The 13,159-nt window shown below is 62.2% G+C and carries 14 protein-coding genes; 8 read left to right on the forward strand and 6 right to left on the reverse strand.

Going from position 1 to position 13,159, the window contains the following annotated elements:
• The first annotated feature begins 91 nt into the window (after positions 1-91).
• The gene (locus tag Q363_RS12325) at positions 92-952 is read left to right on the forward strand and encodes a DUF4097 family beta strand repeat-containing protein (RefSeq protein WP_035350466.1); all 861 of its coding nucleotides are present in this window, start codon (positions 92-94) and stop codon (positions 950-952) included.
• Between the two features lie 358 nt (positions 953-1,310).
• Here the strand turns inward: Q363_RS12325 and Q363_RS12330 are convergent, their stop codons facing one another.
• Both Q363_RS12330 and Q363_RS12335 read right to left on the reverse strand, forming a co-directional pair.
• Positions 1,311-2,039 carry an HAD hydrolase-like protein gene (locus tag Q363_RS12330; protein WP_035350467.1) on the reverse strand — a complete coding sequence of 243 codons (729 nt, stop codon included), beginning with the start codon at positions 2,037-2,039 and terminating at the stop codon, positions 1,311-1,313.
• 106 nt (positions 2,040-2,145) lie between these two features.
• The gene (locus Q363_RS12335; protein WP_035350469.1) at positions 2,146-3,792 is read right to left on the reverse strand and encodes a M20/M25/M40 family metallo-hydrolase; all 1,647 of its coding nucleotides are present in this window, start codon (positions 3,790-3,792) and stop codon (positions 2,146-2,148) included.
• Positions 3,793-3,855: 63 nt separating this feature from the next.
• On the opposite strand from Q363_RS12335, the gene Q363_RS12340 reads away from it, so the two are divergent.
• Positions 3,856-5,121, forward strand: a complete 1,266-nt coding sequence (locus tag Q363_RS12340; RefSeq protein ID WP_245632180.1) for an FAD-dependent oxidoreductase — start codon at positions 3,856-3,858, stop codon at positions 5,119-5,121.
• Here the strand turns inward: Q363_RS12340 and crcB are convergent.
• Both crcB and Q363_RS12350 read right to left on the reverse strand, forming a co-directional pair.
• A complete protein-coding gene (gene crcB, locus Q363_RS12345) occupies positions 5,118-5,543 on the reverse strand; it encodes a fluoride efflux transporter CrcB (RefSeq protein ID WP_035350471.1) in 426 nt (141 codons plus the stop codon). The two genes, Q363_RS12340 and crcB, sit on opposite strands and share 4 nt — an antisense overlap.
• 35 nt (positions 5,544-5,578) lie before the next feature.
• The gene (locus Q363_RS12350) at positions 5,579-6,169 is read right to left on the reverse strand and encodes a histidine phosphatase family protein (RefSeq protein WP_035350474.1); all 591 of its coding nucleotides are present in this window, start codon (positions 6,167-6,169) and stop codon (positions 5,579-5,581) included.
• A gap of 39 nt (positions 6,170-6,208) precedes the next feature.
• Between Q363_RS12350 and uvrB the strand changes: the two genes are divergently transcribed.
• Genes uvrB through Q363_RS12365 form a run of 3 tightly spaced genes read left to right on the forward strand, consistent with a single transcriptional unit; the run spans position 6,209 to position 9,401 of the window.
• Positions 6,209-8,197, forward strand: a complete 1,989-nt coding sequence (gene uvrB, locus Q363_RS12355) for an excinuclease ABC subunit UvrB (RefSeq protein ID WP_035350476.1) — start codon at positions 6,209-6,211, stop codon at positions 8,195-8,197.
• Between the two features lie 2 nt (positions 8,198-8,199).
• Entirely contained in the window at positions 8,200-8,997 is a 798-nt protein-coding gene (locus tag Q363_RS12360; RefSeq protein ID WP_035350477.1) for an ABC transporter substrate-binding protein, read from the forward strand.
• Between the two features lie 14 nt (positions 8,998-9,011).
• The gene (locus Q363_RS12365) at positions 9,012-9,401 is read left to right on the forward strand and encodes a DUF302 domain-containing protein (protein ID WP_035350479.1); all 390 of its coding nucleotides are present in this window, start codon (positions 9,012-9,014) and stop codon (positions 9,399-9,401) included.
• A gap of 7 nt (positions 9,402-9,408) precedes the next feature.
• Here the strand turns inward: Q363_RS12365 and Q363_RS12370 are convergent, their stop codons facing one another.
• Positions 9,409-9,996: a hypothetical protein gene (locus Q363_RS12370; RefSeq protein ID WP_035350481.1), complete on the reverse strand. Its 588-nt coding sequence runs from the start codon at positions 9,994-9,996 to the stop codon at positions 9,409-9,411.
• Between the two features lie 85 nt (positions 9,997-10,081).
• Here Q363_RS12370 and Q363_RS12375 point away from each other — a divergent pair, with 85 nt between their 5' ends.
• The 3 genes from Q363_RS12375 to Q363_RS12385 all read left to right on the forward strand — a co-directional run bounded on the left by Q363_RS12375 (position 10,082) and on the right by Q363_RS12385 (position 12,703).
• Positions 10,082-10,720, forward strand: a complete 639-nt coding sequence (locus Q363_RS12375) for a YdcF family protein (RefSeq protein ID WP_035350483.1) — start codon at positions 10,082-10,084, stop codon at positions 10,718-10,720.
• A gap of 175 nt (positions 10,721-10,895) precedes the next feature.
• The gene (locus Q363_RS12380) at positions 10,896-11,660 is read left to right on the forward strand and encodes a dienelactone hydrolase family protein (protein WP_035350484.1); all 765 of its coding nucleotides are present in this window, start codon (positions 10,896-10,898) and stop codon (positions 11,658-11,660) included.
• Between the two features lie 83 nt (positions 11,661-11,743).
• Positions 11,744-12,703, forward strand: coding sequence for a carbohydrate kinase family protein (locus tag Q363_RS12385; RefSeq protein WP_035350485.1), 960 nt, complete (start codon positions 11,744-11,746; stop codon positions 12,701-12,703).
• On the opposite strand, the gene Q363_RS12390 is transcribed toward Q363_RS12385, so the two are convergent.
• A complete protein-coding gene (locus Q363_RS12390; protein ID WP_035350486.1) occupies positions 12,700-13,110 on the reverse strand; it encodes a hypothetical protein in 411 nt (136 codons plus the stop codon). The two genes, Q363_RS12385 and Q363_RS12390, sit on opposite strands and share 4 nt — an antisense overlap.
• Positions 13,111-13,159: the final 49 nt, after the last annotated feature.

Raw genomic sequence — 13,159 nt, forward strand, 5'->3', positions numbered from 1 at the left:
CCACGACCGCGTCCCGTCAAGGTTCGTCACAAAATCGGGAACAAACTCCGCCATCCCGACGTAATCCCCAACGTAAACGGAGGCCACTTTCATGAACGCAAGAATCCTTCTGGCCACAGCCAGTCTCGCCATCACCACCACGGCCTTTGCCGCCGACAAGACCTTCGACCGCACCCTCAACGTCTCCGGCTCGCCCAACGTCTCAGTCGCCACCGGCTCCGGCTACATCCGCCTCAAGCCCGGCTCCGACAACCAGGTCCACATCACTGGCCACATCCACGCCAACAGTAGCTGGATGAGCGGCGGCAGTGACGTCGACTCCCGCGTCCAGCAGATCGCCAACAACCCGCCCATCGTGCAAAGCGGCAACGACATCACCATCGGCAAAACACACGGCGACAACGACCTCTACCGCAACATCTCCATCGACTACGACGTCACCCTTCCCCGCGCCTCCATCATCGCCGCCGCCACCGGCTCCGGCGATATGACCATCGACGGCGTCGGCGCCACCCTCAAGGCCCAGACCGGCTCCGGCTCCGTCCGTGCCACCGGCATCCAGGGCGCAGCCACTCTCGGCTCCGGCTCCGGCGACGTCGAACTCCACGAGTCCGGCCCAGGCGACGTCCGTGCCGAGACCGGCTCCGGCTCCGTTCGCCTCCACGGCGTCAACGGCGCCCTCAAAGCCTCCACCGGCTCCGGCGACATCGAGGTCCAAGGCAACCCCTCCACGGACTGGAAGCTCTCCACGGGCTCCGGCTCCATCCACATGGACCTCGGCAGCGGAGCCAAGTTCAACCTCATCGCCGACACCGGCTCCGGCTCGGTCAACGTCTCCCAGCCCATCTCCATGCAGGGCTCCCTCAATCGGCACCACATCTCCGGAACCGTCAACGGAGGCGGCCCCACCATCCGCGCCAACACCGGCTCAGGCGACATCTCTATCCGCTAATAGGACGATCGCACAAAGACCGGATCGCTGTACCTGGGGTCCGGTCTTGTGTCCCTGAGGTAGGTCCGGGCTTTAGCCCGGACATAAAAGCTCCTCCACAGATATGTGCCATCCTGAGCGCAGCGCGAAGCGCGGAGTCGAAGGACCTGAATTTTCCTGTAGCGCCATAACTCCGGCGACCCAAAAAAAATGTCAAGCCCCGATATCCCCTAACCCCATCAAACTAAACGAAATACACGTTGCCGATTAATTACCCGCCGTTCGCTAAAATAGAACTAGAAACAAAAAGCCCCGGCAAAGAACCGAGGCCTTCGCTTTTTAAGTAATCGAAAAACCCGAAGTACCAACCTAACCCCAATCAATCGAAGACTTTGCGCAATAAGGTACGGGGGGAGTCCACTCCCGCAATCCCGACCCACTCGCTGGCAGAGTCCACCAGAAAGTCCGGCTGCACCGCCTCCAGCGAATGCGGAGCCAGTCCGAACATGCACCCCAGCGACCGCGCTCCCGCAGCCCGCGCCGTCAGCACATCGTTACCCGAGTCCCCCACCATCAGGGTCTCCCCAGGAGCCACCGCCGTCTCCGTGATCGCCGAAGCCTCCGCGATCAGCGCCAGCAGCCCATGAGGGTCCGGCTTCTTCGTATGGAAGCTGTTCCCGCCGTAGTTCTGAAAGAAGTACGGCGACAGCCCGAAGTGATCGCAGATCGCCCGCGAAGGATTCACCGGCTTGTTTGTCAGCACCGCCATCAGCACCTCCGGCCGCGCCGCGCGAATCGCCGCCAGCGCCTCCATCACCCCCGGATACACATACGTGTAGTCCAGCTTATGAACCTTGTAGTACTCCAGAAAGAACCCCAGCGCCTCCGCGACAAACTCCTCATCGTGGAAGTCGCCCTCCGGATCGCCCAGCGCCCGCCGCACCAGCATCGACGCCCCATCGCCGATGTAACCAGCAATCACCGCCTCCGGAAGCTGCGGCTTCCCGAAGTGCGCAAGCATCGCATTAACCGAGTTGCAAAGATCGATCCGAGAATCGATCAGCGTTCCATCAAGGTCGAAGACAATCAGACGGGGAGCAAAAGACATACCTCCAGCTTACCCGCTCCCCTCGATGGAGTGTCATTCCGACCGAAGGCCCCGCAGGGCCGCAGCGGAGAAACCTGCTTCTCAACCACCGCAGCCCGCGTGGGAATCACTTCTCGAAGCGCTTGAAGAAGCTCGTATCGAGATAGTGCTGCGTCGCCGGGTCATCCGCCACCGTCCGCGCCAAGTCGTAGTAATAGCTGTTGAACTGCGCCGCCGCCACCAGATTTACCGGCTGCGACAGGTCGTCCGCCGTCGAGTGATACCGCTCCGCCAGCCACCCGCGCCACGCCTTGTGCTCCGGCGACCCGGCCTCCCAGCCGAACTTGAACGCCAGCGCCGGAACCCCGGCCTGCACAAAGCTGTACTGATCTGTCCTGATGAACGAATTACGATCCGGCTCCGGATCACCCGCGACGACGATGTGGTGCTCCTCGCCCACCTTCTTCGCATCGATCTTAAGCGTCGACTGCTCCAGACCCTGCACATGCAGCTTCTTCAGCGGAAAGATCGGCATGAACATATCTAGATTCAGCACCGCCTTAATCGAGCCCTCCGGCACCGTCGGATGCCCCGCAAAATAACGCGACCCGAGCAAGCCCTTCTCCTCGGCCGTGAAGATCACAAACAGAATCGACCGCTTCGGCCGCACCTTCGACTCGCTGAACGCCTTCGCCGTCTCGAGCACGCTCGCAACGCCCGAAGCATCGTCCATCGCGCCGTTATAGATCGTCTTGCCGTGAATCGGAACGCCGACCCCAAGGTGATCCAGATGCGCCGAGACCACCACGTACTCGTTCTTCAGCTTCGGGTCCGAGCCCTCCAGCTTCGCCACGATATTCGGCGACTCGACCGTCGAGTGCTCGCCCACAACAGTCGCCCGCACACCCTTGTTCAGCGCAAACCGCGGCAGCGGCTTGTGCGCATCCGCCAGCGCCAGCATCTCGGCGAACGTGTGGCCCGTCCCGGCAAACAGCTTCTCCGCCTCCGCCGGATTGAAGGTCGCCGAAAACATCGCACCGCGCTCGTCCGCCAGCGCCGGATGCTTCGCCGCCACCGACGCAGCGTCAGGCGTTGCCGCCAGCCGCATCCCCGGCTGCGAAGCCCCGCTCGCGACGCGCGCCCAGCCGAAGTCCATCGACTTCGGCGTAGGAATCGAGATCGCGCCCGCCGCTCCAGCATCGCGCAGCGCCTTCACAAATGGCGCCGTCCGCGCATACGACTTCAGCGGCCCCGGCAGATCCGTCGGACCGCCGTTGATGTACACCACAACCTTGCCCTTTAGCGAGGCCCACGGCACCTCCGCCGAGTCGAAGTCGTCATACTTCGCCTCTGGCAGATGCAAACCATACCCAATAAACACCAGCGGCGCATCGACCTTACCAGCCTGCGCTGCCCGCGTGCCAAGTATCGCATCCGTGCCGAGCGCCAGCGGCTCTACCTTGCCGTCGGCCACCAGACTCATCGACGACTTATCCGCCAGCACGCGCTGCACATCGAACTTCACCGCCTGATAAAACCCGCCGTTCAACCCAGCCGGCTCCATCCCATACGACTTGAACTTATCGACCACATACGCCGCAGCCTTCAGATACTCCTCGCTCCCCGTAAGACGACCACGCATCGAGTCGTCCGCCAGGTACTGCACATGTGCCCACCACGCCTTCCCCCGCTCCTCGTCGCTCGAGCCCGCGGCCAGCGACACGCAACTCGTCACACTTACCGCAACAACGCACATCGAGCGAAACCACCGCATACGCATCTCCTGAATCAGAATGGGATGGCTAGAATCTAGCACGCCCGCCAGCGTTTTCAGCCTTTGACCCTGCAAAAGCACCTTGCTACCCTCATCGCACTCATGATGCCGCCCAACGCCACCATCGCAAAGACCACCTGCTGCATCATCGGCGGAGGCCCAGCTGGCATCATGCTCGGCTTCCTCCTCGCCCGCTCCGGCATCGAAGTAGCCGTCCTTGAGAAGCACAACGACTTCTTCCGCGACTTTCGCGGCGACACCATCCACCCCTCGACGCTCGAGCTCATGTACGAACTCGGCCTCCTCGACAAGTTGCTCGCCATACGTCACTCCGAGCTCCGGCGAGCCTCCATCTGCGTAGGCGATCAGATCGTAACCATGGCAGACCTGTCTCACCTTCCCACCCATGCAAAGTTCGTCGCCCTGATGCCGCAGTGGGACTTCCTCAACTTCCTCGCCTCGGAGGCATACCAATTCCCCTCCTTCAAGCTCCGCATGGGCTGGGAGGCAACCGGACTGATGCACCATAACGGAGCCACCACCGGAGTGATTGCCAACACACCCAACGGCGCCGTGGAGATCCCCGCGACCCTCACCGTTGGCTGCGACGGACGCCATCCCACCTCCCGCGAGGCCGCTCACCTCCCCCTCATCGAAGAAGGAGTGCCGATCGACGTGCTATGGTTTCGTCTCAGCCGAAGTCCCGATGATCCCGAAAACGGTCTAGGCTACGTCAACTACGGCCACTTCCTTGTGCTGATCAACCGGCTGGACTACTTTCAGATCGCCTTTCTTATTCCGAAGAACGGTTTCGAGAAGATGCAGCAGCAGGGACTCGAATCCTTCCAGCAGAGCATCGCGCAGGTCGTACCCTTCCTCGCCAATCGCGTCGCCGAGATCGACTCCTGGGACAAGGTCAAGCTGCTCACCGTGCAGGTCAATCGGCTCAGCCAGTGGTCCTCTCCGGGCCTGCTCTGCATCGGCGACGCCGCCCACGCCATGTCACCCGTAGGAGGCATCGGCATCAACATCGCGCTGCAGGATGCCGTCGCGACCGCGAACCTTCTCACCGAAGCCCTGCAGTCAAACTCCCTTACGCCTCATCATCTCCAACATGTGCAGCAGTATCGCGAACGAGCCGTACACAATACGCAACGCTTCCAGGTCTTCGCGCATGGAGTTCTCAACCGTGTCCTCAATAACCCGGCCCCGGTCAAGCTTCCCTTGTCGCTGCGAATCCTCACCAGCATCCCCGGCTTCAAGTACCTCACCGCGCGCTTTATCGGCATGGGCCTGCAGCCGGAGCACATCAAAACCCGACCAGCCTAACCCGTATACTCCTCTTCCTCCGTCTGCGCGATCACCGGCGTGTGGACGGCGCGGTCCGCAATCGCATGCCCCATACCCACGGCCAACAGACAGAGCACGACCGAAAGGCCGATATTCAGAAGCGCCTTGCCCCACATCCCCGAGCGCATCATGTCGAAGTTCTGCAGGCTGAACGACGAGAACGTCGTAAATCCACCGCAGATCCCCACCATTACAAACATGCGAATGTTCTCGGGAACGGCAAACCGGCCTCCTGCAACCGTCAGTGTTCCGAAGAAGCCGATCACGAACGAACCCAGCACATTGATCAGCACGGTGCTCGCCGGAAAATGCATGCTCGTGGGCAGCAGATACTTCGTCAATGCGTAACGCGCCACCCCTCCGATTGCGCTCCCAAGGGCTATCCACAGATAGACTCCCATCTCACCTCCCGTTCCCTCTACCGGACCCGCTCTGCCTAGTCCTCAAAACCACGATTCCAGCCCAGAATCACCCTCGTCTCGCGCTCCCACCCAACAACGCTCACGCTCCCCGTTCCCAACGCGAAGATGCTTCCCTTCCGCGCCTCAAGCTCAACCCACCGCGCTCCCAGAATCCGCAGAATATGCGCGTGCGCAAAGAGAGCCACTTTACCGCCCGAAGGCGCCGCCTTCAAAGCCCGCGCAATCACCGCGTCCGCGCGTTCCCCAACATGCTCTGCGGTCTCGCCATCAATGATCGGATCCTTCCACACACTCCAGCCCGGGACCTCCGCGCGTATCTGCGCCGTGGTCTTGCCCTCATACACGCCGTAGTCCCACTCCTTCAGGTTGTCGTCCACCACCGCATGATCCCCGAAGCCTGCAATCGCGCAGGTCTCCCGAGCCCGCTGCATCGGGCTCACAAACACCGCTTCAAACTTCGTTCCCTTCAAATAATCCCGCAGCTCCTCAGCCCGTCTCCGTCCATGCTCGGTCAGCGGGATATCCGTCCTGCTCGTATGCTGCCCGCTCAGACTCCACTCCGTCTCTCCGTGGCGAATCAGCCACAACTGCGTTCCTTCACTCATTCAGCATCCTCCGTGCCTCTTCCACTATCTTATGGGGTGATGGACTTCCAACTCACCTCCACCTACAAACCGCAGGGAGACCAGCCCCGCGCCATCGGCGAGCTCGCCTCCGGCCTCAACGCCGGCGAGAAGGACCAGGTCCTGCTCGGCGTCACCGGCTCCGGCAAGACCTTCACCATGGCGAAGATCATCTCCGAGGTCAACCGGCCCGCGCTCATCCTCGCGCACAACAAGACCCTCGCCGCCCAGCTCTACCACGAGTTCAAGCAGTTCTTCCCCCACAACGCCGTCGAGTACTTCGTCTCCTACTACGACTACTACCAGCCCGAGGCCTACATTCCCTCCGGCGACCTCTACATCGAAAAAGAGGCCACCATCAACGAGGAGCTCGACAAGCTGCGCCTCTCCGCCACCCGCTCGCTCTTTGAGCGCCGCGACGCCATCATCGTCTCCTCCGTCTCCTGCATCTACGGCCTCGGTTCGCCCGAGGCCTACTACGGCATGCTGCTGATGCTCGAAAAGGGCCAGCGCATCAAGCGCGAAGACATCACCCGCCGTCTTGTCGAGATCCTCTACGACCGCAACGACGTCGACTTCCGCCGCGGAACCTTCCGCGTGCGCGGCGACGTCATCGAGGTTTATCCCACCTACGATGAGAACGCCTACCGCATCGAGCTCTTCGGCGATGAGATCGACTCCCTCTCCCAGATCGATCCCCTCTTCGGCTCCGTCAGGCAGAAGTACTCCCGCCTTCCCATCTACCCCAAGTCCCACTACGTCGTGCAGCCCGAGCGCAAGTCTGCCGCCATCGACTCCATCGTCTCCGAGCTCACCGACTGGGAGGCACAGCTCGAAAAAGAAGGCCGCCTCGTCGAGTCGCAGCGCATCCACCAGCGCACGCGCTTCGACCTCGAGATGATCAAGTCCGTCGGCTACTGCCACGGCATCGAGAACTACTCCCGCCACTTCTCCGGCCGCCTGCCCGGTGAGCCGCCGCCCACTCTGCTCGACTACTTCCCGCGCGACTACCTCATCTTCATCGACGAGTCGCACGTAACCGTCCCACAGCTCCACGGCATGTGGCACGGCGACCGTTCGCGCAAGCAGAACCTCATCGACTACGGCTTCCGCCTGCCCTCCGCGCTCGACAACCGCCCGCTCCGCTTCGAGGAATTCGAGTCGCGCACCGGCCAGATCATCTACGTCTCCGCAACACCCGGCCCCTACGAGCTCACTAAATCCGCAGGTGTGGTTGTAGAACAGATCATCCGTCCCACCGGCCTCACCGACCCCAACGTCGAGATTCGCCCCGTCAAAGGCCAGATCGACGATCTGCTCGCCGAGATTCGCGAGCGCGCCCAGAAGAACCAGCGCGTCCTCGTCACCACGCTCACCAAGCGCATGGCCGAGGACCTCGCCGGCTACTACACCGAGGTCGGCGTGCGCTGCCGCTACATGCACTCCGAGATCGAGACCCTCGAACGCATCAAGCTCCTCCGCGACCTGCGCAAGGGCGAGTACGACGTCCTCATCGGCATCAACCTCCTGCGCGAGGGCCTCGACCTCCCCGAGGTCTCGCTCGTCGCAATCCTCGACGCCGACAAGGAAGGCTTCCTGCGCTCGCAGGGATCTTTGATCCAGACTATCGGGCGCGCCGCCCGTCACCTCGAAGGCCGCGCCATCCTCTACGCCGACAAGATGACCGAGTCCATGCAGCGCGCCATCGACGAGACCAACCGCCGCCGCGAGATTCAGGAGGTCTTCAACGAAGAGAACGGCATCACGCCGCAGTCCATCATCCGACCCACCGAGATGGCCCTCGCCGGAATCCTCAAAGCCGACTACGCCGACCTCACCGAGGAGACCGGCGACATGCCCGACTTCGCCAACCAGGAGGAGCTCGACGCCTACATCTCGAGACTCGAGTCCGACATGCGCGAGGCCGCAAAGAAATTCGAGTTTGAAAGGGCCGCCAAGCTGCGCGACACCGTCAAGGAACTCCGCACCAAGGAGTTTCTCTTCAGTTAGTGATGCGAATCGCCAGCCTTCAACCCTCAGTCACGCTGACGCTCAATGCGCTCGGTCGCCTCGACACGCTCTGCGCCCACACAAAGTATTGCGTCGAAGCATTGCCCGAGTTGGCGGCACGCAAGCTGCCGATCATCGCGGACTCTTGGACAACGACCACCGACGAAATCACCGCCGTCGCACCTGATCTCGTCATCGCCTCAGTCCCCTACCGGCTCGAATCTCTTGCCGCCATCCTCAAGACTGGATTCCCCGTCCTCGCTCTCGCACCGCACACCCTCTCCGATGTCCTTCAGGACACCCGCCTCATCGCCCGCCAGGTGGATCGCTCTGCCGAGGCGCAGGGAATGATCGAAGCCTTTGAGCACGCCGTTGCAGACTTCGAATCCGCCACCAACAATCTTCCCAGGCAAACCGTCTACTGCGAGGAGTGGGGCAAGCCTCTCATCCACTCTCAACCGTGGATCGCGGAACTGATAGGCGCCTGCGGCGGCACCTTCGTCGGAACACCCGGCATCCAAACGACTCCAGAGACCATCGCTGCATTCGACCCTGATATTCTTCTCTTCGCGTGGTGCGGGGCTGGAGACCGTGTTCCGCTCGACCGTGTCGTTGTGCAGCGCGGCTGGCAACATCTCACCGCCGTTCGCAACCGCCGCGTCTACTGCATTCCTGACGAGTACCTGAACACGCCTGCCATTCCATCGCTGACACAGGGCCTCGCGCACCTCGCGAGCGCCATTCACCCTCAGCACTTCCCCGAACCATCCCGCCTCGTCACCCTCGGTACTACAGTGTGACCACAGGAGCCAAAATGCCAACCGCCAATGGCATCATCACCCACCCCAGCCCTTACACCGTCTCCGAGACCCTCGACCGCCTCGAAGCCATTCTCCGTTCGAAGAACGTTGCTGTCTTCGCGCGGGTCGACCACAGCGGCGAAGCCGAGAAGGCCGGCCTGCACATGCCACCCACACAACTTCTCATCTTCGGCAATCCGAAGGGTGGAACCCCAATCATGCTTGCCAACCCGCTCTCCGCGATCGAACTTCCACTCAAGGCTCTCGCATGGCAGGACAACGAAGGCAAGGTCTGGCTAAGTTACAACTCCCCCGAATATCTTCAAAACCGCTTCAATCTGTCTGCCGAAACCCTCACGCCCATCGCCAGCATCTCCGCGCTCCTGCAACAAGCCATCGCGTGAGGTCGCATCACCACCCGATCCCATACCGCTTCAGGATCTGCTCCATCTCCTCCCGATTCTCTATCACCGTCTTGTACAACTCCGTGTAGTGGTCTCCTTCTTTGAACTTCATCACTGCCAGCGCCCGCTTTTCCCCGACCAGGTCCTCCATCGCCTGCCACTCCAACATCAAGTCCGGCAGATGCAGGTATGTGTCTTGTTCTCCAAACCCTCCCTGCGGATAGGTCGTCGGAAGCCCCGGAAACGCCCTCTTCAGATCGTCAAACAACGCTCGCACCTGTTGCTGATGCTTTCCCAGCACCCAATGTCCCTGCTCATGCACATACTGCGACAGGGCCAGGTCATCGTCATCCATAAACCGCCCATTCAGCGTCAGCACCGGCTTTGAATGCGCCATGCCGCCCTGTTCAATCGCGATCTCCGTTGTCAGCGTGTACTTCGTCAGGTCGTACTTCTCCGCCAGCCGCTCAATCTGCATCTCTTTCCGCATCTCCAGCGGGTTATTGTGAACCAGATGCAGATTCAGCTTCGGCGACTTTGCCTCCACCATCGTCGCAAACACGAACATTGCTACCGCCGGCAACTTCTTCGTCATTCGGACTTTCCCTCTCCCGCATAGTCTCAGGCTCGAACCGCTGCAACGGAACAATAATTTTCAGCCGCCTGATACCCTCATCTGCGTGAAGCTCCTTCAACGAACGCTTTTTGCCCTGGTCCTCATCGCCTTCACCCTTGCCCTCATCGTCTACGGCAACTACATCACTCTTCCCACCCACAACACTGCAGCCACGCACTTCGACACCATCATTGTCCTCGGCACGCCATCGCGGCTCGATGGCACCCCCTCGCCCGAGCAGCGCGAACGAGCCCTCGAAGGCGTGCGCGAGTACAAGGCCGGCGTCGCCCCACACATCATCATGACCGGCGGCCCCGCACACAATCACTTCGTCGAGGCCCACACGATGGGGCAGCTCGCCGCCTCGCAAGGAGTCCCCCCGGCAGACATCTTCGAAGAGGGCCAGGCGCAGAACACCATCCAGAACATCTATTACTCTTCGCAGATCATGCATCAGCACGGCTGGTCCTCGGCCGAGGTCGTCAGCTCGCCCTACCACCTCGGCCGCACCTCGCTCATCCTCAACACTCACGACCTGCACCAGCCTGCGCTCTCCATCGACTGGCATACCCACCCCTCGCTCTGGCCGCCGGAGTACACCATCTATCACAAGGTCGTCCTGTACTCCGTCGAAGCCTGGCGCTGCCTTCAGCTCCGCGTGCAGGGCTTCCCGTCGTCGCGCTTTCTTCCCGCAACTAGCTGACCGCCTCTGCGTAGCGCACCTCAAACCTGCGCTTCAGTCGCAGGAACGGCTGCTCATCAAGCGATAGCTCGCCACCGCGATCCAGTCGAGCACAGCAGAATCAGCGAAAGGCTCACCCGCCGAGCCATGCCACGAATGGTACCCTTCCTCCAGCGTCATCCCAGGAGAAGCTCTCTTGATCATCTTCGCCGACGAATACGTCACGCTCGACACTCCCAGCGGTCCCATGCGCACGCACATCGCGCGACCCGCCGCGCCCGGCCGCTATCCCGCCATCCTCTTCTACTCGGAGATCTTTCAGATCACCGGTCCCATCCGGCGCATGATGGCAATGCTCGCCGGACACGGCTACGTCGTTGCCGCCCCGGAGATCTACCACGAGTTCGAGCCCGCCGGCACCGTACTCTCTTACGATCAGGCCGGATCCGACCGCGGCAACGCCCTCAAGACCACCAAGTCCGTCGAGTCCTTCGACGCCGACACCCGCGCCATCATTGATCATCTCCGTTCGCGCTCTGACTGCACAGGCCGTATCGGCGCCATGGGAATCTGCATCGGCGGCCACCTCGCCTTCCGTGCCGCCATGAGCCCCGAGGTCCTCGCCACCGCCTGCTTCTACGCCACCGACCTGCACAAGCACAGCCTCGGCAAGGGCATGGCAGACGACTCTCTCGAACGCGCCGCCGACATCTGCGGCGAACTCGTCATGATTTGGGGCCGGCAGGATCCGCATATCCCGCTCGAAGGCCGCCTGAAGGTTCTCGCCCGCCTCAACGAACTCGGCACGCGCCTCAGCTGGCACGAGGTCAACGGAGCTCACGCCTTCATGCGCGACGAAGGTCCGCGCTACGACCCCGAACTCGCACTTCTGCTCTACCGCGTCGTTCTTGATCTCTTCCATCGCAAGCTGGGCGAGGGCGACCTCCCCTCGGCATCGTAAGAACCGGCTGAAAGCAGCGCGAGCAAGCACTCTCCCGCCCCGCAACCGAGGCAGACACCGTCATTTTCATTTACAGTGAAAAGATGACGAAAACGTCGAAGGTTGACCTGGTCGGCGTCGGGTTGAATGCCACAGACACGGTAATCCCCCTCCCCCACTTTCCCTCCGCCGGCTCCAAAGTCGAGTTCGGCGTCGCGAAGATTCTCCCCGGCGGACAGGTCGCAAGCACCGTCGTGGCCTGCCAGCAGTGGGGCCTCAACACCCGCTACGTCGGAAAAATCGGCGACGACAGCGCCGCCAACCTCCACCGCAACGAGTTCGCCCGCCTCGGCGTCGAAGCGCATCTGCTCACGGTCCCGCACTGCGCCAGCCAGCAGTCCTTCATCCTCGTCGACAACGAGGGCGAACGCACCGTGCTCCACCGTCACGACGACGCCCTCTCGCTTCATCCCGAAGAGCTCGCTCACGAGTGGATCGTCAACGCCCGCGCCCTTCACGTCGACGGATGGGACACTGCCGCGGCCATCCGCGCCGCCACCTGGGCCCGCGAGGCCGGAATCCCCGTAATCGCCGATCTCGACGAGCTCTACCCCCAGGTCGAACAGCTTCTCGAAAAGATCGACTATCTCATCGTCAGCCGGGACTTCCCCACGCGCCTCACCGGCGAGCCCGACCTCGAGACCGCACTCCGCCGCATGCACAGCGGTTACAACAACGTCCTCACCGCCGCCACACTCGGCCACGACGGCGTCCTCGCCTGGGACGGCGAGCGCTTCCACTACGCCTCCGCCTATCGCGTTCGTGTCGCCGACACCACAGGCGCCGGCGACATCTTCCACGCCGGCTTCATCTACGGTCTCCTCCAGGGCTGGCCGCTCGAACGCCAGCTCGACTTCGCCTGCGCCGCCGCCGCGCTCAACTGCACCGCCGTAGGCGCCCGCGGAGGAATCCAGAGTACTGGCGCTATCGAAGATCTCATGAAGACCGGCTCACGCTATCAGGCCGAGCACTTCGTCTCTGTGCCGGTTCCCGTGCGCAGCTAACGCCAGCTCACCGCCAGATGCCACCGCATTCCCCGGTCTCCGGTCTTGCGCAGCACCCTGCGATACTCCAACAGCTCGGCCAGCACCTGTTCGCCCTCTGAGCCAAGCTGCTGCGGCTCATGCTCCAACGCAGCCACCAGGGCCTCCACCGTCGCCAGCCCATCCGCAGCCGCATACCACTGCGGCGGAGGAAGCCGGTTCATCAGCTCGCGATTCCCCGCGCCCTCTTCGATCAGCAGCGACATCGAGTTCTCGTCCGCCGAGAAGAACTCGATCAGCGGCCGTACCCCAAGTCGCAGCGCCAGCCGCTCCAACGCGTCCTCGTTCCGCGCCAGTGCGCGCCCGTTCACGAACGTGTCGAAGCCCGGGTCCTCACCCTCAACGACGATGTACATCGACGCAGCCATCCCCTGCAGTGTACCGCCCGCCACCCTGTGAGAAACAGCCCTTAGCTCA

The organism is Edaphobacter aggregans DSM 19364 (assembly GCF_000745965.1).
Lineage (GTDB): Bacteria > Acidobacteriota > Terriglobia > Terriglobales > Acidobacteriaceae > Edaphobacter > Edaphobacter aggregans.